Here is a 21573-nt window from a genome sequence, read left to right as displayed (position 1 = left end):
CAGGATCGGAAACCATGGCTGAAATCAGTCGCGGCGCGCTGTTCGGCAAGCTCAATCCGCTTGCCTACCGCTCTATCGAAAGTGCCACCGTGTTTTGCAAGCTGCGCGGCAACCCGTATGTCGAACTGGCGCACTGGATTCACCAGATCCTGCAGTTGCAGGATTCGGATCTGCATCGCATCGTGAGTCACTTCGGACTGAATCCTTCGCATCTTGCGCGCGACGTGACCGGCGCGCTCGAACGGCTGCCGCGTGGCAGAACCAGCATTTCCGATCTGTCCGCCGAAGTGGAAGAGGCCGTCGAGCGCGGCTGGGTCTTCGCCACGCTGATGTTTGGCGAAAGCCAGGTGCGCAGCGGCTATCTGATTGTTGGGCTGCTGAGAACGCGCCATCTGCGCCATGCACTTCTTAACGTGTCCAGCGAGTTCGAGAAGGTGCGCGCCGAGACCCTTGCGGATGAATTCGCAGGCATTGTCTCGGGGTCGCCGGAAGACGGTCAGCATGCCGCTGACGGTTTTCGTGCCGATCAGGTCGCGCCCGGTGAGAGCAGCGGTGCGCTGGCACCCGCGCAACTGGGCAAGCAGCAGGCGCTTGCCCAGTTCACCGTCGATCTGACCGCGCAGGCCCGCGACGGCAAGATCGATCCGGTAGTGGGCCGCGATGGCGAGATTCGTCAACTGGTCGACGTGCTGATGCGCCGGCGTCAAAACAACCCGATGCTGGTCGGCGAGGCCGGCGTCGGCAAGACGGCGGTAGTCGAGGGCTTCGCGTTGCGCATCGCGCGTGGCGACGTACCGCCGCCGTTGCAAGCGGTGCAGGTGCGCGTGCTCGACATCGGTCTGCTGCAGGCCGGGGCAAGCATGAAGGGCGAATTCGAAAACCGGCTGCGTCAGGTGATCGACGAAGTGCAGGCCTCGCCCAAGCCGATCATCCTTTTCATCGACGAGGCGCATACGCTGGTGGGCGCGGGCGGTGCCGCGGGCACCGGCGACGCGGCGAATCTGTTGAAGCCCGCGCTGGCGCGCGGCAACCTGCGCACGATCGGTGCGACCACCTGGGCCGAATATCGTAAGCACATCGAAAAGGATCCGGCGCTAACGCGCCGCTTCCAACCAGTGCAGGTCGACGAGCCGGGGGAGGAGAAGGCGATCCTTATGCTGCGCGGCGTCGCGAACGTGATGGAACAGCACCATCGCGTGCAGATCCTCGACGAGGCACTCGAAGCGGCCGTCAAGCTGTCGCATCGCTACATCCCGACGCGGCAATTGCCGGACAAGGCCGTGAGCCTGCTCGATACGGCTTGTGCGCGCGTCGCGATCAGCCAGCATGCGGTACCCGCGGAGATCGACGATGCGATGAAGCGCATCGAGGCACTGGAAACGCAGCAAGCCATCATTGCACGCGAGAAGACGGTCGGAGTCGACGTTGGAGAGCGCGAGCCGCAAGCTGCCGCGATGCTCGCGAGTGAGCGTGAGCGTTTGCGGCATCTCGAAGCCGGGTGGGCGGAAGAGAAAGCTCTGGTTGAGCAGATTCTGGCCTTGCGCGCGCGCTTGAGAAGCGAAGACCCTGAGATGGACGACGACGCAAAAGCCGTCGCACTCGCCGGACTCAGGCAACTCCAGGCGCAACTGGTCGAATTGCAAGGCGAAAGCCCACTAATCCTGCCCAACGTCGACTACCAGGCCGTCGCTGCGGTGACCGCGGACTGGACCGGCATCCCGGTGGGCCGGATGCTGCGCAGCGAACTGCAGACTGTAATGAATCTCGCGTCCGTGATGTGCGAGCGTGTGATCGGTCAGGACCATGCGATGGAGATGATCGCGAGGCGCATCCAGACGTCTCGTGCCGGTCTCGACAATCCCGGGAGACCGATCGGTGTGTTCATGCTGGCCGGCACGTCGGGGGTGGGCAAGACCGAGACCGCACTGGCGCTGGCCGAAGCGCTGTACGGCGGCGAGCACAATCTGATCACCATCAACATGAGCGAGTTTCAGGAAGCGCATACGGTCTCGACTTTGAAGGGCGCGCCGCCGGGATACGTCGGTTATGGCGAAGGCGGCGTGCTGACCGAAGCCGTGCGTCGCAAGCCGTACTCGGTGGTGCTGCTCGACGAGATCGAAAAGGCGCATCCCGATGTGCACGAGATCTTTTTCCAGGTCTTCGACAAGGGCGTGATGGAGGACGGCGAAGGGCGCTCGATCAGTTTCAGGAACACGTTGATCCTGCTCACCACGAATGTGGGCACGGATCTGATTGCCGCGCTGTGCAGGGATCCGCAACGGATGCCGGACGTCGAAGACCTCACGAAGGCCTTGCGAGAGCCATTGCTGGACGTGTTCCCACCTGCATTGCTGGGGCGGCTTGTGACGGTGCCTTATTTCCCGCTGAGCGGCGACATGCTTGCGAAGATCGTGAGGCTGCAACTGGAGCGCATCAAGCGGCGTGTGGAAGATCGCTATCGCGTGCCGTTCGAGTATGACGACGCAGTAGTGGGACTGGTGGTGAGCCGTTGCACCGAGAGCGAATCAGGCGGGCGGATGATCGATGCGATTCTGACCAATACCCTGCTGCCGGAAATCAGCCGTGAGTTTTTGGCGCGGACGATGCGAGGCGAGGAAGTGGAGTGCGTGGACGTCAGCGTGGAGGACGGTGAATTTGCCTATCGCTTCGATGCGCTTGAGCAGGTTGCCATCGACATGGCCGCCGCAACGTTGTGATGGGGCATTCCCCAAGCGCCACGTTTTTTTAATCCTTCGTGCGAAGACGCTTCTGAGGAAATAATGCAAATACTCGACAAAACACTTCCCGTACTGCCTTTCACATATGCGCAATGGTTGGAGCAAACGGGCCAACCTGCGGAAGATGCGAACCGGACGCAAAAAATACTGGCAATGACGCGTCCCGCTAGTCCTGAATTGGTCGCGCTCAATCTATGCATCGAGAATTATACCTTTGTGGTTGCGAGGGATCGCTACGACCGTTTGATTGCGGCCTTTGAGAAATGGAAAAGGCTGAAGGAGCAAAGCTACGAGAACTGGAGTAAATCGAAGCGGAATATTTCGAAGAAAGGCAGCCTCGTTTCGGTCATGCAGGAGATATTTGGAGAGAGCAATTATCTTAAATACGAAAGGAAGACGCGGGAAACCATTCTGATGTTTCTCTCCAAGCTGGAATGCTCCGAGTCAAGTTACCAGTTCATAACGGACGGCGTGATAGATAATTTATTCGATTTTGCCAACAATGCTGCCTCGTTGCAGGCGCAGACGGTGGCCTCGTCTATCGATGCAGCGGGACGCACTTTCAATAACCTGAACCTCAAGGAGCGCGTGCTGGACCGGCTGGTCGAGCGTACGAAGTCGATGTCGGCAAAAGATGTGCTGCAACTTGCTTCGCGCCCCCTGCCAGCCATGAACCAGGCGCTGGTCACCAAGGTTACCCAGTTTGTTGAGGCCAGAGCCAAATCGATCGAGGAATTCTTTCGCGCCGAGTTTGGTCAGCCTGTCCGCTTACGGACTATCGATCTCGATGAACGGTTTGAGAAGGCCGGGCAGGTCCAGCGCAATCTGACTAAAAGTCTGGTGACTTTTTTGTGTCCCATTGTCGGGGCAGTGGTGACCGATTCTTTCGATGTGCTCGATAGCTTGCTCGATACAGCGGCGGCGTCGCTGGTGAAAATCGAGCAGCGGGCTCGCGAGAGAAAAATTTCAATAAAACCCGGCATCAGCCAGATGCTCGCCAGCACTCTCCGTAAGGAGATGACAAGTGACATTGCGGAAGGGGTGTACAACATTGCCAAGACTTCAGGAAAACTGGCGGTTGACGCAAAATCAGCGGCGCTTGCGTCCCCTGTCTATTCGATTATTTTGTCGGCGTTGGAGATTCTGTGGCAAATGATCAGGCGGTATTTCCAGATCCAACGGATGAACCAGATGTTCAGGGATGCCCAGGCGTTGTATCAGAAGAAGGACGTGCTGACACTGGGAGATTTCAATTCCTGGTTTTCAGACAGTATTAGTAGGACTCCGGCTGTGGCGGCGGTCATTCTCAACAGTGGCATCCTGGTAGACAAGGTCTCCTTCTACCAGTTGATCAAGGACGATGCCGTAGTCGATCAGTCTGTCTTTGATGCAGCGGTAGCGCACCTGCAAACGTTAATTGAATTCTCGTCGGAATACCTCGAGCAAACGGGATTTGAAATTTCCAGCACCGTGCCGGAGTTTGAAATTTACCTGCAACCCGCAAAGCGCGCTCAGGCATCAGGCCTTGCCAGACTGATCTCCGGGGTGCAAGCGGGGGTAGGCGCCGAATGATACGACCGCGTGCATCTTGAACGGGTCTGGCGTGTTCCGACATCGAAGTGCGTAGCGACGGAATAAACGCGGAGCCCAGTCGTTCTAAGTAACAACACGACGACTCATGCGCCTCGGCACGCAACTCATCTCATGGCACACGCAATCACGCTCACCTCCACGCTCGGCTCGAGCCTTCTGTTCGCGAACATGACGGCTAGCGAGTCGCTCGGCAAGCTGTTTTCGTACCGGCTGGAAGCGATCAGCAAGAACATCGAAGTGGATCTGCGCTCGCTGCTGGGCACGCCGATGACAGTGAAGCTCGTCTCTCCGCAAGGCTATACGCGCTACTTCAACGGGATTGTCTGCGAAGCCGAGCAGGGCGGGTTCGTCAACATCGAAAACGTGCGCTATGCGGTCTACACGTTCAGGCTCGTGCCGAAGCCCTGGCTCGCCACGCGCCGGCGCGACTGCCGCATCTACCGAAGCATGAGCGTGCCGCAGATCATCCAGTCGGTACTTGGCGATGTCGGCTATAGCGATCTGAAGCAGAGTCTGAGCGGCAGCTATCCGGCGCGCGACTACTGCGTGCAGTACCGCGAAAGCGACTTCGACTTCATCAGCCGCCTGATGGAGCAGGAAGGCATCTACTACTACTTCACGCACACGCAGAGCACGCACACGATGGTGCTAGCGGACGCGCTCGGCGCGCACTCGACGGTGCCCGGCTTCGAGCAGATACCGTATGCGCCGCCGATCGAGCGTGGCAAGCGGATGAAAGCGTCGATCAGCGACTGGGAAACTGCCCATGCGGTGAACACGACGAAGGTACAGCTCGACGACTACGACTACCTCAAGCCGAAGGCGTCGCTGCTCGCCACCGAAGAGTTGACCGACACGGAGGACGTGCACAACGTGAGCGGCCTCGACATCTACGACTACGCATACGACTACGTCGGTTACGACGAGCGTCTCTCCGATGGTCAGCGCTATGCCCAGGTGCGAGCCGACGCGCTAAACGTGCCGCTCGCGACGAGTGTGGGCAGCACCGATGCGTGCGGTCTCGCGACCGGCGTGCTTTTCACGCTCCAGGACTTTCCGCTTACACAAGCCAACCAGGAATACCTCGTGATCGACACCACGACGCGTCTTGTGGAACCGGACTATGCGTCGGGTGGCGGAGGGGACGACGGCGAAGAGCCGTTCCAGTGCGACTTCAAGGTAATCCGCAGCCGCCAGCCGTTTCGCACGGCCCCGTCGACGTCGCGGCCGGTGATTGCGGGCCTGCAGACGGCGGTGGTCTATGGGGATACGCCCGAGGACATCTCCGTGGACAAATACGGCCGCGTGCAGGTGACGTTCTTCTGGAACCGCCCGGCCAAGCCCAATGCGCAAAACTCATGTCCCGTGCGGGTCGCACAGATGTGGGCCGGCAAGCGCTGGGGGGCGCAGTTCATTCCACGCGTCGGGCAGGAAGTCGTGGTGAGTTTCCTCGACGGCAATCCGGACCGCCCGCTCATCATCGGCAGCGTCTATAACGCCGACAACATGCCGCCGTATGGCTTGCCCGACAACAAGACGCAGAGCGGTGTGAAGAGCCGCAGTCATCAAGGCGGCGGTAGTGAGGACTACAACGAGATCCGCTTCGAGGACCGGATGGGCAGCGAGCAGGTGCTCATCCATGCACAGAAGGATCTGTGCGAAGAATCGGAACACGACCATGACGTACAGGTGGGCAACGACTACACGCTCACTGCGGCCAGCCAGATCAGGCTTGTCACCGGGCTTGCGAGCATCACGATGAACAGCTCCGGCGAGATCGTGATCTCGGGCACGAATCTCACCCTGAACGGCGACATGAACGTCACGATGACCTCGGACCTCGCTATGGAGATCAACTCCAAGGCGAACCTGAACATGAGTTCGGTCGCGGCGATGGAAATCATGTCGGAAGCCGATTGCCTCGTTCAGTCCACCAATCTGCAACTGATCGGGACTGCGACCGCGGTGCTCGGCGGTGCTGCTCCGATGATCCTGTAATCATGATCGCGATCCTCGATGCAGCCCGGCAGATGCGGCTTTCCGAACAGGCGATCGCCTGCGTGCGACCGGTCGCGTCTGCGCGTGCGGCCGTGCAGGCACTCCTCGACGGCGGGCACCGGAGCGATGCGCTGCGGCTGCTGGCCCGTGTGTTGCCACGCGGGTATGCGGTGGCGTGGGCCTGCCAGTGTGGGCGCCGGCAGCCGCTGACCGGGCACGATCAGGCTGGTCTCGCGCTGGCGGAGGCATGGCTGCGTGAGCCTGCGGAATCTCAACAGGCTGCCGCGCTCGCCTTCGCAAAAGCGCATCGTTATCAGACGATCGGGGCGTGGATCGCCGCTGCCGCAGGCTGGTCGGGCGGCAATCTGAATCCCGACCATGAGCGGCCGACTCCGCCGCCTGCACACCTGAGTGCGATTGCGGCGAGTGCCGCAGTCGCCTACATGGCTGCGCTGGAACCGGCGCAGTTCGATGCGCGCCGCACGGCATTTGTGCGCGACGCCCTGAATCTGCTGAGCATTCCTGATGGTATCGATGGAGGGTTGCAATGAGTGTCGCGCCTGGCTTGATCCTCGCGCTGGAAGGCGAACGCGCGCAGCGTTTCGACGGTCGCCGTGAACAGCGGTTCGACTGCCGCGATGGCAGCATTGGCCGCTCCGAGGAGTGCGACTGGATGCTCGGCTCGGAAGGCGTATCGCGCCTCCACGCTGTCGTGCGTTACCTGAATGGCATTTACTTCATCGAGGATAGGAGTACCAACGGCATGCTGCTGAACGGCGCGCCGTTGCGCAAGGGGGAGCCGGCTGCACTGAAGGAGGGTGACCGGTTGCAGATCGATACCTTCGAGGTGAGCGTGCGGTTGAGCCGGGAAGATGAAACGCGCTTCGGTGGCCTGGGTGAGAGTGCTGTCGCAACGCCTGTAGCGGCGTCCCTCCCCGCAGCCACGCCCGCACCTGCATCTGCACCCGCGTCCGCGGTGCTCGCGCGTCCCGCGTTTGCTGCGGATGAAAACAGGAATCCGCTGGACCTGAGTCTGCTGCTTCGCCCGGCGCGTGATGGCGGGTCAGACGCTGGGGGCGAAGCCGAAGGCTTGATACCGGGCGCTACGTCGCCTGCTCCTGACTCGAGCCTCGATCCGCTGGCGCTGTTCGACGCGCCGTCTTCGTATCAGGATGAACCGCCGCCGCTCGCGCCGCCGGCTCAGGACTGGAACCACACGCCCTCGGTTGCCGACCGCTATCGGCCGCCGCAACCGCAGGCGGCGCGCGTCGATGCGCCGATGCTCCCGGACGACTGGGACGCAACCGGCTATCGGGCTGCCGTGCATGCTGAGGCGGCGGACGTGGGTCAAGGTGAGGTGTCGACGGGGATGGCATTCGAGTCGCCGGATAAAGCGCCTGCTACCGACGCCGGCGCAGATGCATCACAGACGGTGACGGAGCCACCCGTGCGCGCACCGTCAGCGCCGGAAACCCCGCCCGCGCTGATGCCGGGCGCGGGTATGGCGGACGCAGGTGTGCCGTCGGCCGAGCCCGCCGCCCCACTTGCGGTGCCGCCCACGTCCCCAGTACAGGCGCCTGCCGCTGAGCCACACTCATCCGGACTCGACGCAATGTTCGAGATTGCCGTGGACGCGATGATGGACGTATTACGCGCCCGGGCAGAACTGAAAAACAGCTTCCGGCTACCCGCAACACTGATCCAGCGCTCGGAAAACAATCCGCTTAAGTTCGCGCCGACCGCGAAGGAGGCGGTCAAACGGCTGCTCGCAGCGCCCGACGGCGGATTTCTCTCGGGTAGCGCCGCTCTCGCCGATGCCGCCGAGGACATCCGCAATCATCAGATGGCGATGCTGGCTGGCGTACGTTCCGCTTTCGATTCGATGCTTGCGCACTTCGACCCCGCACGAATCGAGCAGTTCAACGAAGGCGGAACGCGGCGGCTGCCGTTTGGCGGCCGGCCGCGACATTGGGAACGTTACAAGGAAGAGTTCGAAGCAGTCACAAGGAATCCTGACGAATGCTTTCGAAGACTGTTTGGCGACGAATTCGCTCGCGCCTATGAAGAGCAGCTAGGGCGCCTGAAAAAGCGGCGCAACTGAAGGCCGTCCGCGGGTCTATCGCGACACGAAGCATTCCAGGCTATCACCCGCCGTCGTGAGCGACCGATCGCGCACGACGCTTGAAGAACCATTACCCGGCATTCCGACATGACTCAGAACAACAAGGTGGTATGGAGCGAGGGCCTGTTTCTCAGGCCGCAGCACATGCAGCAGCAGGAGCGCTACTTCGAACGCTACGTGCAACTGCGCACCGGCGCGCTGCGTCCGCACGGCTGGGGCTTTCAGGAGCTCGAGCTGGAAAGCGAGCTGCTAGCGATCGGCAAGCTCGGCATCAAGCGTGCGCGAGGCGTGTTTCCTGATGGCACGCCGTTCGCGATGCCTGGAGATGATCCGTTGCCGCCACCGCTCGACATCGACGCGAACTGGCGCGACCAGGTCGTGCATCTGACGTTGCCGCTGCGCTCGCCAACCCAACCTGACAGCGCGTGGCCTGATGCGGGCTCCGACCAGCTGTTTCGCTATCGGGTGCGCGAAACCGAAGTGCTCGATGCCTCCGGCAGCATGGAAGGGGTCACGGTACTCGAAGTGGCGGGGATGAGCACGCGTCTGTTGCCGGAGTCGCAGCCCGCCGAAGGCCTGATGAGCATTCCGCTCGCCCGGGTGGTCGAATGCCGGGCCGACCGGCGCGTGATTCTCGACGACGGCTTTATGCCGAGCGCGCTCAACACCGAGGCGGCGAGGCGGCTGGTGACGTTCCTCTCCGAACTGCTCGGCTTGTTGCATCAGCGTGGCGAGGCACTCGCGGGCCGTGTCGCCGAAACCGATCGTGGCGGCGCCGCCGAGATCGCCGACTTCCTGATGCTGCAGGTCATCAATCGTTATCAGCCGCTCGTTGCGCATCTGGCCGAAGCGCCGCTGTTGCACCCTGAAGCATTATTCGGCCTGCTGCTCGAACTGGCTGGCGAACTTGCCACCTTCACGTCGCCCGGAAAGCGCGTACAAGCCTTTCCGCCGTACCGCCACGAGGCGCTGCGCGAGAGCTTCGAGCCGGTGATCGCGGCGTTGCGCATCGCGCTGAGCGCGGTGCTCGAGCAAAACGCCGTGGCCATCCCGCTGCAGCAGCGCAAGTACGGTGTCTGGGTGGGTGTCGTGCCCGATCTGACGCTGCTCGATACGGCAACCTTTGTGCTGGCGGCGAAAGCAGATCTGAAGTCGGAGGACATGCGCCGGCAGTTACCGACGCAGTCGAAGATCGGCCCGGTCGAAAAGATCCGTGACCTGGTCAATCTGCAACTTCCAGGCATCGGCGTATCGCCGATGGCAGTGGCGCCGCGCCAACTGCCGTACACGTCTGGCTTCCTGTACTTCGAGTGCGACCGGAACTCGCCGATGTGGCGCATGCTGAAGACATCCGGAGGCATCGCGATGCACTTCGGCAGCGGTTTTGCCGGGCTCGATCTGCAACTGTGGGCGGTGCGCGCATGAATACCGGCAACCGCTCCAATGACTCGGTGCGCGCCGACGCGACCCTCGTGCGTCCGCGTGACTCGCTGGACATGACCGGTGCGACGGCTACAGGCAACGCCGACGACGCGACACGCATCATGTCGCCGCGCCCGCAGACCGTGCGTGCCGCACAAAGCACACAAACCACGCAACCCGGTCAATTCGCCCAGCCGTCCAGGCGGGCGCCACTGCGCGCCGAACTGGGCGACTTCCTTAGCGGCGTCGCTAATCCGCTCGTTCGCGCCGCCAATCCGCTACTGCTGCTGGCGGTGCAGTTGCGGCACAGCGTGGCGTCACCGGTCGACATCGGCCGTTTGCGCGAGCAGGCCGTAGCGCACGTGCGAAGCTTTGAGCGCTATACGCAAGATGCGGGAATCAACACGCAGACGATCATGGCCGCGCGCTACGTGCTGTGCACGATGCTCGACGAGTCTGTGAACAACGCGCCATGGAGCGACCAGAGTGGCTGGACCCAGAAAACATTGCTCGTAACCTTCCACGGCGAAACCTACGGCGGTGCCAAGTTCTTCCAGATTCTCGATCGACTGAGCGTGGACTTCTCGCGTCATCTGGACCTGATCGAAATGATGTACATCTGCCTGGCGTTGGGTTTCGGTGGTCGCTATCTGGTGGAGCAGGGCGGCCTCGCGCGTCTGGCCGACATTCAGGACGACCTGTACCGCCGCATCCGCGGGCTTCGCGAAGCACCCGCTGACGAACTGGCGCCGCACTGGCGCGGTGTCGAAGACCGGCGCAATCCGGTGATGCGCCACGCGCCGCTGTGGGTGGCGAGCGCCGCTGCGCTCCTGATCGTGGTGGGGACGTTCCTGTTCTTCTTCACGCGGCTCAACGCACTTACGGCACCCGTCAGCGCGCAGCTTGCCACGATAGGCCTCGAGGAGGCCGCGCCGCCACAAACGGTCGCGATGCCCAAGGCCGCGCATCTGACGCTCAAGCAACTGCTTGCGCCACAGGAGCAGGCGGGGCAGCTAAGCGTCGACGAGCAGGCCGACGGCCGCGACACCGTGCGTCTGGCTGCGGCGGAGCTATTCCCGTCTGGCGGTGCCGATATCGCCCCCGAGGTTGTGCCGCTCCTGCACCGTATCACGTGGGCGTTGAATCAGGTGCAAGGCCGGGTTGTCGTGGTCGGCCATACCGACGACCAGCCCGTGCGCTCCCTGAAATTCAAGGACAACTTCGAATTGTCGACGGCGCGTGCGCAGAACACCGCGCAGATCCTCGCGCAGGGCCTCGACGATCCGCGCAGGCTCGAGTCGAACGGCGCAGGTTCGTCGCAGCCGATCGCCACGCCGGCCGATCTGCCCGCCAACCGGGCGCGCAACCGGCGCGTCGAAATCCTCTACATCCCGGAGAACTGAGCCCATGAATTCGCTAAAAACCTGGGCGACGTCCCGATGGTTTGCGATCGCAGCCGGCATGTTGCTGATCGCAGCACTGATCTGGCTGGCTGGTCCGTATCTCGGCATCGGCGACCGGCAGCCGCTCGCGAGCGCTGCATCGCGCGTCGCCCTGATCCTTGCGCTTGTGCTGATCTGGCTGTTGTACATGCAGGTAATGCAGTGGCGGATGCAGCGCAAGACTGCGCAACTGCCGGGCGAACTTGCCGGACAGAACGCGTCGTCTGCTGCTGACGAGCGCAATTTCGCCGAGAGCACGCAATTGCAGCAGCGCTTTCGCGAGGCGGTCGACACCTTGCGCAAAACACGGCGCAATGGCGGCAACCTGTACGCGTTGCCATGGTATGTCGTGATCGGGCCGCCCGGTTCGGGTAAGAGCACCCTCCTGCAGAATTCCGGACTGGACTTCCCCCTCGCCGAACGCTTTGGCAAGGATGCGATCCGCGGTATTGGCGGCACGCGCAACTGCGACTGGTGGTTCACCGACGAAGCGGTGTTTCTCGATACGGCTGGCCGTTACACAACTCAGGACTCCGATGCGCTCGCCGACGGCTCGGCATGGCAGTCGTTCCTCGGGCTGTTACGCCGATATCGCAAGCGCCGGCCGCTGAACGGCGTGATCGTGACGATGAGCGTATCGGATCTGTTGACACTCGACGACGACGCGCGCCAACAGCACATCCGCGCGGTACGCCGCCGTCTCGATGAGCTGTCGGAGCATCTGAAGGTGGCGTTTCCGGTGTATCTGGTGTTCACCAAGTGTGACCTCGTTGCGGGATTTGGGGAGTTCTTCGACGACCTCGGACCAGACCTGCGCCGCCAGGTCTGGGGCATGACCTTCCCGGTCGATTCGAGTTTCGACGGCACCGCCAGCACACGCTTTACGGGCGAATTCGACCTGTTGCTGGAGCAGTTGAACACACGCGTGATCGAGCGTCTGCACGCCCAGCGCGACCGTAGCCGCCGCGCCGCTGTGCTCAGTTTTCCGCAGCAGCTCGGCGCGTTTCGCGAGATTGCCAGGCAATTCGTCGAAGGCGCATTCGGGAATTCTCAATACGGCGCGACGCCGCTGCTGCGCGGCGCGTACCTGACTTCGGGCACCCAGGAGGGCGCGCCGATCGACCGCATGCTGAGCGCCGTCGCACGTACCTTCGGCGTGGACGCTGGCCGCGTTCAGGGCCGCTCGACGCAGCGCCGCACCTTCTTCGTCGAACGGCTGCTCAAGGATGTGCTGTTCCGGGAGTCGGGCCTCGCTGGCACCAATCCGCGGCTGGAGCGGCAGAAGATCGCGATGCAGGCGGCCATCTATGCCGGCATCGCGTTGCTGACCGCGCTGCTGGTGACAGGCTTCGCGACCAGCTACGAACGCAACCGCCTCTACGTCGACGAGGTGCAGGGTCAGCTGAAGGATCTGCCGCCCGGCAACAGCCTTGCTGGCGCGCCGGATCTGAAGGCCTGGTTTGCCCGTGCGCTCGGCCGTCTCGAGGTCATTGCAGACGCGCAGGACGTCGCGGGTCAGTACCAGGGGCACGTTCCGCTGCTGATGCGCTTCGGTCTGTTCGAAGGGCATGCGTTGTATGCGCAGGTTCACAGTGCGTATCTGCGCGAGCTGAACGGCACGCTGCTGCCAGGTGTCGGCGTCCGGTTCCGCGAAGGTCTCAGTGCCAGCGCCAACGACCCGCAGTCGCTTTACGACTATCTGAAGGGCTATCTGATGCTGGGTCAGCCGCAGCATCTGGATCCGGGCGAGCTTGCGGCGCTTGCGAGCATCGAATGGCGGCGTCTGTTCCCGCAGGACCCCGCGATCCAGAGCGCACTCGACCGGCACTTCTCGGCATTGGTCGACGATTCGCAGAAGCCGCGCGCGTTGACGCTCGACAATGCACTGATCGATCAGGCGCGTGCGACGCTCAAGACCGCCGATCTGGCGACCCTCGTGTACGGCAGCGTCCAGCTCGACGCCGCGCGTTCCGGCGTGCCGCCGGTGCGGCTCGATCAGACGCTCGGATTGCTCGGCAACGTGTTTCGCCGCAAGAGCGGTGCGCCGCTATCGCAGCCGTTTCCGGCGCTTTTCACTCAGCCGTATTTCGCGGCCGAGGTGAACGGCGGGATCGACCAGTCGGTGGATCGCTTCGTCAAGGACTACTGGGTATTCAATGCGGGCCGCGTCGAGCCGCTGGCGCGCTCGCGTTATGCCCAGCAGGTGCTGGCGTTGTACGAGCAGGACTACATCAAGGCATGGGATGCCCTGCTTGACGACCTGCAACTGCAACCGGTCAGCGATATCCAGAGCGCAAGTGCCGTAGCCGCGAAACTGTCTGGTCCTGGCTCGCCGCTCAAGGCGTTGCTGCAGCTGGTGCGTGATAACACCAACGACATGCTGCGGAGTCCGGCGCATGATGAGGCCGCATCGGGCGCAGCCGAGGCTGCAGCCGCTTCGCAGGCGAAGACGGTGGGGGAGAACCTCGCGGCGCGAAGGGCGCTCAATACGCGCCTCGGCAGCGAGTTGCGCGGCGCTGGCGCCACGCTGCCCAATGGCACGCCTGCTGTCGCGGCGAACGGCGTGGACACGGCGAGCGGGACAAGCGGCACCCGTCCGGGCGCCGCCATCGAGGCGCACTTCGCGCAGCTGAACCAGTTGAGCGCCGGCACGCCCGGTTCGACACCGCTCGACCACACGATCGGTGTGCTCGACCAGTTGAGCAAGAGCTTGCTATCGATGTCCGATCTGAGCGACCCCGCCACGCAGAACAACCCCGCGGTCCTCGCAGCGCGCCAGGAGACGGGCGAGCTGCCACCGCAGGTCGCCTCGCTGGTATCGGGTGTGGCGACGAAGAGCGCGTCGCTTGTTGCGAGCGGCAACAGTGCGGCGCTCGCCGATCAGTTCCGCGCAGCGGCCGGCAACGACTGCGCGCGCATGGTGGACGGGCGCTATCCGTTCGCGGCGAACGGCGCCTCGGACATTCCGTTGCAGAATTTCACCGATCTGTTCGGCAATGGCGGCCGCTTCGACGGCTTCTTCAAATCGACACTGGCGAAATTCGTCGATACCAGCGGGCGGGCATGGCGCTGGAAACCCGGCGTGCCGGCGGGTCCCGCTTCGGTGCTGAGTGAAGCGCAGGCTGCTGACGCGATCCGCCAGATCTATTTCCGCAACGGTGCACAGCTTGCGGTTGGCTTCACGCTGCTCGCGCCGCAACTGGATCCGTCCATCGCGAAGCTTTCGATCGAGATCGACGGGCAGAAGTACGACTACTCCGCCAACGGTACGGCCAGCATGACGATGACGTGGCCGGGTCCGCAGCCTGGGCACGTGGTCGTGACGGCGTTCGATACATCTGGCCAGCCGGTCGGTGCACCGTTGAAGTACGACGGCGATTGGGCCTTTTTCCATGCGCTCGATGCTGCGCATCTGCAGAAGCAGGGCGATCTGCACTATCTCGCCAGTTTTGATTTCGACGGGCACACGGTGAAACTGCCGATCCAGCCGGCGAGCCTCGAGAACCCGTTCCTCAACGGCGAGGTACGGGAATTCAGGTGTCCGCGATGACGGGCGGCGTCGGCTTTTACGGCAAGCTGCCGGGGGCAGGCGATTTTGTCCAGCGACGGCTGGCCCCGGCTTTCGTCGATGACTGGGACCGCCATTTCCAGCGCGCTGTCGAAACCGGGCGGCGCGAACTGGGTGAGCAGTGGACGCAGGCCTGGAAGCAAGGTGCGGCGTGGCGCTTCATGTTGCCTGCACAGGTGTGTGGCCAGGGTGCGTGGTGCGGACTCGTCGGGCCGGCGGTGGACCGGCTCGGTCGCGCGTTTCCGCTCGTGCTCGCGGCGCCCTGTAGCGGCGATGTCACCGCGATCCTCAGTAACGATGCGTGGTTCGATGCACTCGAGCGTGTCTATCGCGGCGCGCTCTACGACGCTGTGAGCGTCGAGACCTTCGATGCGCGGGTCGCCGCGTTGGCCGGCCCTTCGACATACGAGGCGGGTATTGGCGCAATCTGGCGGGCGCTGCCTTGGGACAGTGGGCAATGGATGATGACGCTGCCTGCCGGTGCGGCTACGGGGATCATGCTGGCGCAAACGTGGACGCAGTTGAGCCTGCGCCCGGGGCCGTGGTGCCTGTGGTGGACTGCGAGCGCGAGCACTCTGCTCGCGACGCGTGGCTTGCCGCGCAGTTATGCGACTCTGCTGGAGCACCGTGCCGAGCAGCCCGGCGAGACTGCCTCGTTAAGCATTCCTGATTCCGGAAGCGAGCGGGGTCTGCAACCGGTCCATGACGTCGATGTTGCCGTGGATATGCAACCGGCGATGCCGAGTCTCGATGACGGCCGCATGCTGGTGCTGTGCGCTGACGATGGTCCCGATATGCCGGGTCGTCTCGCTGCATACCGCATCCGCGAAGCCGCGCGTACGGTCGAGGGGGATCTCGAACGCCTGCGATCGGCGCTCATGGAGTTGCACGCGCAATTGCGCGTGCATGACGAGGCGTCGCGCGATGAGACACCGGAAAACGGCGCCGCGCTGATCGCCCGCTTCGAGGGTGCTGCGGTGCGCCTGCTGCGCTTCGGGGCGGCATCCGCGTGGCTCTGGCGGCACGGTGAGTTGCATCCGCTGTTTGTCGAACGGGCAGCAGGCGCGGGCGGCGAATTCGACGATCTGCTGTTCGGCGACACGTGGATCGACATGCCCGGCATCGGCGCGGCAGGTGAACCGGATTGCGACGAGGCGCACATCGTGCTGGAGCATGGCGATCGTCTGTTGCTGCTCGTCACGCGTGAGCTGGTTCAACTCCCGCGCACCTGTCTTGCCGAGGCGCTTGGCTTGTCCAGTCACGAAGACGCTCGCATTCATCTGGCCGTCTGCGCGGGGCTCAGCGGCCGGTCCGAACTGTGGCCGCTCGCGGTCATCGGAGTGGGCGCATGACGACCCGTTGCCGTTCCGCTGGCCACACCGAGACCGGCAAGGTGCGACGCCGCAACGAGGACGCGATCCTGCTGCGTGACGACCTCGGATTGTGGGTGGTCGCTGATGGCATGGGCGGTCACGCGGCAGGCGACCTTGCGAGCGCGCTGATCGTCGAGCGGCTCGGCTCGCTCAGACGCGAAGGGGATGTCTACGAGTTCGTCGCAGCGATCGAGGACAGCCTGCAGCAGGTCAACGACGAACTGCGCGCCTCCGCTATCGAGCAACAGGTCGATGTAATTGGCTCGACGGTCGCGTTGCTGGTGCACGACCAGCAGTTCGTGCTGTGCGGCTGGGTGGGCGACAGTCGCGTCTATGTCGACGATCACGGCGCGTTCACGTTGCTCACGCAAGACCACGTGCACGGTCAGCCGGTCGATGTGACGCATTTCGGACGCCGTGCGCCGCCCGGCGCGGGAGCGGGTGTGCTGACGCGGGCGGTGGGCGTCGACGAGACGCTCTATGTCGACTGGGTCGTGGCCGGCAGCCGACCGGGGATGCAGTTTCTGCTGTGCACGGACGGCGCTAACAAGGAATTGAACGACGCGGAACTGGCGAACGCATGCTGCACGCCGGACGACCCGCAGCAGCGGGTCAGGCGCCTGTTTGCGCTCGCGCTCGCGGGACGCGCACGGGACAACATTTCTGCCGTTTTCGTGCGGCTCGACGCATCGTGAACTTCTCGTCATGAACAACTTCAACGACTTTCTAGCCGCATGCCGCGAACGCACTTCAACGCTCGCGACGCTGTTCGATTCGGTCAAGGCCGGGTATGGACGGCTGATTGCATCGAAGCCTGCCGTCGCTGCGTTGCCACCGGGCACGCACCGGACGGCCGACGTCGAATCGCATCCTCCGCCAGGGCACGCTGCGTCATCCGCGCGTTCGCTATCCGATTCCGATGCCGGATCAGAGGCCGGATCCGACGCCGATGACTTCGAGCCGACCAGGGTGCAGTCTGCACGCAGCGGTCATCAGCGTGCTCTCGCATCCGTGCACGAGGCGGACGCCGACGCGACGGTCGTGAAGCCTGCGAGCAGCGCCAACAGTCGTCGCACCGGCACAGGCAACTCGGCCGCGGACGGCAGCCTGAATCGCGCCAGCTGGCAAAGTCTCGCAGAGATGCAGAGCGTGGAGCACGCGAGCGTCGGTATGCTGCTGAAAGGCCGTTTTCTGCTCGAGCGTGAACTGGGCCGCGGCGGCATGGGTGTGGTCTATCTCGCGAAGGACGAGCGCAAGGTGGAAGCGCGCGACCGCGATCCTTACGTGGCGGTCAAGGTGCTCAACGACGAGTTCCGCCGCCATCCCGATGCGCTGATTGCGCTGCAACGCGAAGCGCGCCGCGCGCAACGGCTCGCCGACGACCACATCGTGCACGTTTACGACTTCGACAAGGACGGCACGATCGTCTACATGACGATGGAGTACATCGACGGCACCGATCTGCGCACGCTGATCCGCGAACGGGCCTCCGGGGGCGTGCCGTTCGACGAGGCATGGCCGTTGATCGAAGGCATGGCGCACGCGTTGCAGCGGGCCCACGCGAGCGGCATCGTGCACTCGGATTTCAAGCCTGGTAACGTGATGGTGACGCGCGATTACGTCGCCAAGGTTTTCGACTTCGGCATCGCCCGCGCGGGTATGTCCGGCGCCGGCGCGGTGGGCGAGCAAACGGTGTTCGACGCGGGCACGCTCGGTGCGCTTACGCCAGCCTACGCGAGTCTGGAAATGATCGAAGGCGCGCATCCTGCCGTCCGCGACGATGTTTACGCGCTCGGCTGCGTGATCTTCGAATTGCTGACCGGCAGCCACCCGTTCGATCGTCAGAGCGCCGATGTGGCGATGAAGGAAGGGCGGCAACCGCCCGTCGTAGCCGGTCTGTCCCGACGCCAGCAGAAGGCGCTGTGCGACGCAGTTGCGTTTCATGGCGAGGAGCGGCCGCATAGTGTCGAGGCGCTGATCGACGGACTGCGCCGCAGGAGCACGAGCGAGCGCCTCGCGCCGTACGTCGGCACGGCGCTCGCCGTTGCGGCGCTGGCGGCGGGTGGGGCGATGCTGCATACCCAGATGCGTCATCGGCAACTGGAAACGGCGATCGAGCGCCTCGCGGCAGCGAATCCGCAGCACTACGTGAACGAAAATCAGATGATGACGGCACTCGATGCGCTCGGCGAAGACGAACGCGAACGCGCGGTGCTCGACCAGAGCGAGGCTATCCAGGCCTTTTTGCTGGAGCGCCTCGACGCATACTGGAATCCGACGCTTGGCCGCTTCGACTATGGCGCGGTGCGGCACGTGTTCGAGCTGCGCGATCGGCTTAAGCTGTTTTCACCGACGTTCGACGGGCGCCGTAAGCAGATCGAAGACGAGCGCAACGATCTGCTCGGCAGACTGGGCGGTGACCTCGATCAGGCGAGCGAGCGCGACGCATTGTTCGAAGATCAGCCCGGCAGCGCCGCCGAAATTCTCGAGCGCATCCGCGCGCTCGACCCGGGTAGCGTGTTGCTGAAAAACAGCCAGCTGGAGTCGAAATACGACGCTGCGATCGGGCAGTCGATCGATCTGGGTCAACTCGACAAGGCGCGCTCGAGAATGACGCTGGCGTTGCAGCTATTCCCGGACTCGATGCTCCTGCAGCAACGTCACGCGCAGCTGGACGCCGCTGTGGCGGATGCGGCGGCGCATCCGGACGCGCACGCGAATCGCGCGAGCGTGGCCGACGCGCGCCGCGCGCTGACGCAACTCGCCGCCAGGCCTGCGGCGAGCAGCGAGTGGCTTGACGCAGTGACCAGTGCGATGTCGTCGCTGCGAGGCGACGACGCACCCGAGACCGAGCAGGCGATCGAAATGCTGGTTGACGGGATCATCACCGCGGCGGAGAAGGTGAACGACCCGGGCCAGGCGCAGCAATATCTCGATCTGGTGCAGGCAGGGCTACGCTACGCACCGCGCTCGACGGCACTTGCTGCACAGCGCGACCGTATGCAGGACCTGTTGCAGCAGCAGAAGATCGACCAGCAGATTGCGAGCGGCGACCCGGCCTCGCTGATGGACGCGGTGCGCCTTGCCGCGAGTGCTAACGATGGGCCACGTGCGCTTACCGCGTTCGAGCGGTTGCGCACGCTGCAGCCATCGGATCCGTTCGTGGGCGCAGAAGGGAGGCAACTGGTGGCCGCCGCCTTTCTTGGCAATGCACGTGTCTTGTGTCAGCAGGGCTTGCTCGCGGATGCCGCGAAGACCGCGGCGCAGGGCGCCGGCGCGCTCAGCGACGACGCCAGACTGAGCAACGCGGCGCAACGCTACCAGGTGGCTGCGAGCATCCTCGCGGCGCGTAGCCAGCCGATGGCGGACCCCGACTACCAGACTCTGCGCGCGCGCTACGCAAGCGCAGCCGCTGCCGATCCGGACGGCATGCAGCAGCTGGAGCGCGACCTTGGCGCCCGCGTGACATCGCCACAAGGCGGCCTGCGTGCGTTGCTCGATCAGATCAAGACGCAGAACCCGGACACGTCTGGCGATGTCGGTGGAGATGCTTCCTCCACGTTGGATGGCTCTGCGCTCCCCGCCAGCGGTGTCGATAACTGATGAGGAACGGCATGATGGAACAGTGGTCGGTTGCGGCAGGCGACAGCCCGCGCAGCCTGGTCGAGAGCGCCGCGCGGGCCGCAATGAAGGTCCGCGAACGCCAGGTTAACGAAGCACTGCGCACGCTCGACGAAGATCATCGGCTGGGCCGCATTGCGCGCGACGAATACCGGCACCGCCGGCGCGCCTTGCTCGAATCGCTGGGTGACGAGATTGCTCAGGCGGAGCGCGAAACGGTGCGTCGCGCGGTCCCAGCTTACGACATGTCGACGCCAGGCGAGTTGGGAAAGGCGCGCAACGGCAAAGAGGAGCGAAAGCTAAACAGCTCGGGCACGGCCTTCGACGCAGCGTGGCTCATTGAAAGAGCCGCACTGCTTTGCGCGATCGCCCTCTGCTCGGGTGTTTTACTGTGCTATTGGCTTACATGCACGTGAGGCGGTGTACCAGGTATGGGCGAGGACGGTACCGGGGTCGAGCGCGCTATGAGCAAGACCCGCAAGCGTGTCAGTCGACTTCGGAACCGGACAGTGTTTGCAGTTCCGACAGACCGCCGGGCGTGATGTCCTGCATGATCTCGACAAAATTCTTGCCTACCAGACGGCGGGCCCGCTTGAGCAGGATGGGCAGCGGACTGGAGGGTTCGTTGCGTTCGTAGTACTCACAGATTTCGTCGATGCGCAGCCTGACATCGTCAGGTCCTGCGATGCCTCGCGGGCGGGGCGGGTCGATCGGGTCTGTACCTTCTGACCGCATCTGTGGCTCGCGGCCGTTAGTATCCGTGTTTTGCTGGTCCGGAAATCGCCGGGTGCGTTGCGCGTCGACGAATTTCTTCAGATCCCTGATGTCGGCCGGCAGATGGCTCAGGTCCGGGCTCGACGTTCCCAGCTTTTCGCCCAGAAGCGCATCGATCGATTCTGCGTGTTCCAGTGCGTCGGCAAGCAACGCAGCAGTACGGGGTAGCTCATCCTCCGGACAATCCATGCAGGCCGCCTCGAGATCGACAAGGCTAGGAGCAGATGCGCCGTCCGCGGACGGTGTCGCAGCTGCCATGCCCGTCGCGACGCGCAGATCTCGCAGCGAGAAACGGCCGAGCCTCACCGACTGCACGAACGTCGCGGCACGGAAGTAGCCCAGCACGCTCTGCGGATTGCCAAGGGCCATGAGTGCGTTGGCACGCGCAGTGGCATCGTTGTCGTCGTCGGCGTCCAGTTGAGGGTGGACGTCGTCCCAGTAGCGCTCAAGCAACCCGCGAACCAGACCTAGGCCCGCGGCCCAGCCATCAAGTCCCGCTTTGCGTGTCCACGCTGCGCTCAGATGGAGCGCGACGCGCAGGTCCTTGGTGCGAGCGAGCAGTGCGTCGGCCGCATCGGCCACTTTGTCCCAGTCGGGTTCGACGGCGGCTTTGATGCTCTCGCCCATCGCGCGTTCGGAAACCGGCGTGGCGATTCGCTCCAGTTCCGCAAACGCAGGGTCGTATTCGAGGTTTTGCCCCGTTGGCGCGCTGTCATCGATTGGGGCCAGGAAGCGGTCGAGGTCGAGTTGCATCGTGGAGATCTGAGTTTAGGGGAAGGGTTGCGGGAAAGTGAAACCCGTCAAGGATTTCGGCTGACGCAGGTGAGTCGGCGCATGACTTTCACGCAGGGTCTCTGGAAATGGAAACGCTTGAGCCGACCCGGTTATTCCAACGGCTCGCTGACCGGAGGGCCCGCCAGCA

At 63.6% G+C, this 21573-nt stretch carries 13 protein-coding genes; 12 read left to right on the top strand and 1 reads right to left on the bottom strand.

What is annotated here, in order from left to right; genetic code table 11:
- Positions 1-14: 14 nt before the first annotated feature.
- The 12 genes from tssH to P3T20_RS01040 all read left to right on the top strand — a co-directional run bounded on the left by tssH (position 15) and on the right by P3T20_RS01040 (position 20293).
- The gene (gene tssH, locus P3T20_RS01095) at positions 15-2717 is read left to right on the top strand and encodes a type VI secretion system ATPase TssH (protein WP_429285779.1); all 2703 of its coding nucleotides are present in this window, start codon (positions 15-17) and stop codon (positions 2715-2717) included.
- Between the two features lie 63 nt (positions 2718-2780).
- Positions 2781-4310 (top strand): hypothetical protein, encoded by a 1530-nt coding sequence (locus P3T20_RS01090; RefSeq protein WP_429285778.1) that lies wholly within the window; start codon positions 2781-2783, stop codon positions 4308-4310.
- A 132-nt stretch (positions 4311-4442) separates the two neighbouring features.
- Positions 4443-6329: a type VI secretion system tip protein TssI/VgrG gene (gene tssI / locus P3T20_RS01085; protein ID WP_429285777.1), complete on the top strand. Its 1887-nt coding sequence runs from the start codon at positions 4443-4445 to the stop codon at positions 6327-6329.
- Between the two features lie 2 nt (positions 6330-6331).
- The gene (locus tag P3T20_RS01080) at positions 6332-6880 is read left to right on the top strand and encodes a DUF6931 family protein (RefSeq protein WP_429285776.1); all 549 of its coding nucleotides are present in this window, start codon (positions 6332-6334) and stop codon (positions 6878-6880) included.
- Positions 6877-8430 (top strand): type VI secretion system-associated FHA domain protein TagH, encoded by a 1554-nt coding sequence (gene tagH, locus P3T20_RS01075; RefSeq protein ID WP_429285775.1) that lies wholly within the window; start codon positions 6877-6879, stop codon positions 8428-8430. The genes P3T20_RS01080 and tagH overlap by 4 nt, the downstream gene beginning before the upstream one ends.
- 108 nt (positions 8431-8538) lie before the next feature.
- Complete coding sequence (gene tssK, locus P3T20_RS01070) at positions 8539-9876, top strand: type VI secretion system baseplate subunit TssK (RefSeq protein ID WP_429285774.1); 1338 nt, start codon at positions 8539-8541, stop codon at positions 9874-9876.
- Complete coding sequence (gene icmH, locus P3T20_RS01065) at positions 9873-11276, top strand: type IVB secretion system protein IcmH/DotU (protein ID WP_429285773.1); 1404 nt, start codon at positions 9873-9875, stop codon at positions 11274-11276. Before tssK ends, icmH begins: the two co-directional genes overlap by 4 nt.
- A 4-nt stretch (positions 11277-11280) precedes the next feature.
- Positions 11281-14865: a type VI secretion system membrane subunit TssM gene (gene tssM, locus P3T20_RS01060; RefSeq protein WP_429285772.1), complete on the top strand. Its 3585-nt coding sequence runs from the start codon at positions 11281-11283 to the stop codon at positions 14863-14865.
- Positions 14862-16235 carry a type VI secretion system-associated protein TagF gene (gene tagF / locus P3T20_RS01055; RefSeq protein WP_429286179.1) on the top strand — a complete coding sequence of 458 codons (1374 nt, stop codon included), beginning with the start codon at positions 14862-14864 and terminating at the stop codon, positions 16233-16235. Before tssM ends, tagF begins: the two co-directional genes overlap by 4 nt.
- The gene (locus P3T20_RS01050; RefSeq protein ID WP_429285771.1) at positions 16232-16951 is read left to right on the top strand and encodes a PP2C family protein-serine/threonine phosphatase; all 720 of its coding nucleotides are present in this window, start codon (positions 16232-16234) and stop codon (positions 16949-16951) included. Before tagF ends, P3T20_RS01050 begins: the two co-directional genes overlap by 4 nt.
- Before the next feature lie 10 nt (positions 16952-16961).
- Positions 16962-19859 (top strand): protein kinase domain-containing protein, encoded by a 2898-nt coding sequence (locus P3T20_RS01045; protein ID WP_429285770.1) that lies wholly within the window; start codon positions 16962-16964, stop codon positions 19857-19859.
- 11 nt (positions 19860-19870) lie between these two features.
- Positions 19871-20293, top strand: a complete 423-nt coding sequence (locus P3T20_RS01040; protein ID WP_429285769.1) for a hypothetical protein — start codon at positions 19871-19873, stop codon at positions 20291-20293.
- A 70-nt stretch (positions 20294-20363) separates the two neighbouring features.
- On the opposite strand, the gene tssA is transcribed toward P3T20_RS01040, so the two are convergent.
- Positions 20364-21404: a type VI secretion system protein TssA gene (tssA, locus tag P3T20_RS01035; RefSeq protein WP_429285768.1), complete on the bottom strand. Its 1041-nt coding sequence runs from the start codon at positions 21402-21404 to the stop codon at positions 20364-20366.
- Positions 21405-21573 lie beyond the last annotated feature (169 nt).

The sequence above is a fragment of the Paraburkholderia sp. GAS206C genome, assembly GCF_050435645.1.
GTDB classification, from domain to species: Bacteria; Pseudomonadota; Gammaproteobacteria; order Burkholderiales; family Burkholderiaceae; genus Paraburkholderia; species Paraburkholderia phenazinium_B.
The sequence above is the reverse complement of the archived record's forward strand: the minus strand, read 5'-3'. Positions and strand labels throughout refer to the sequence as shown.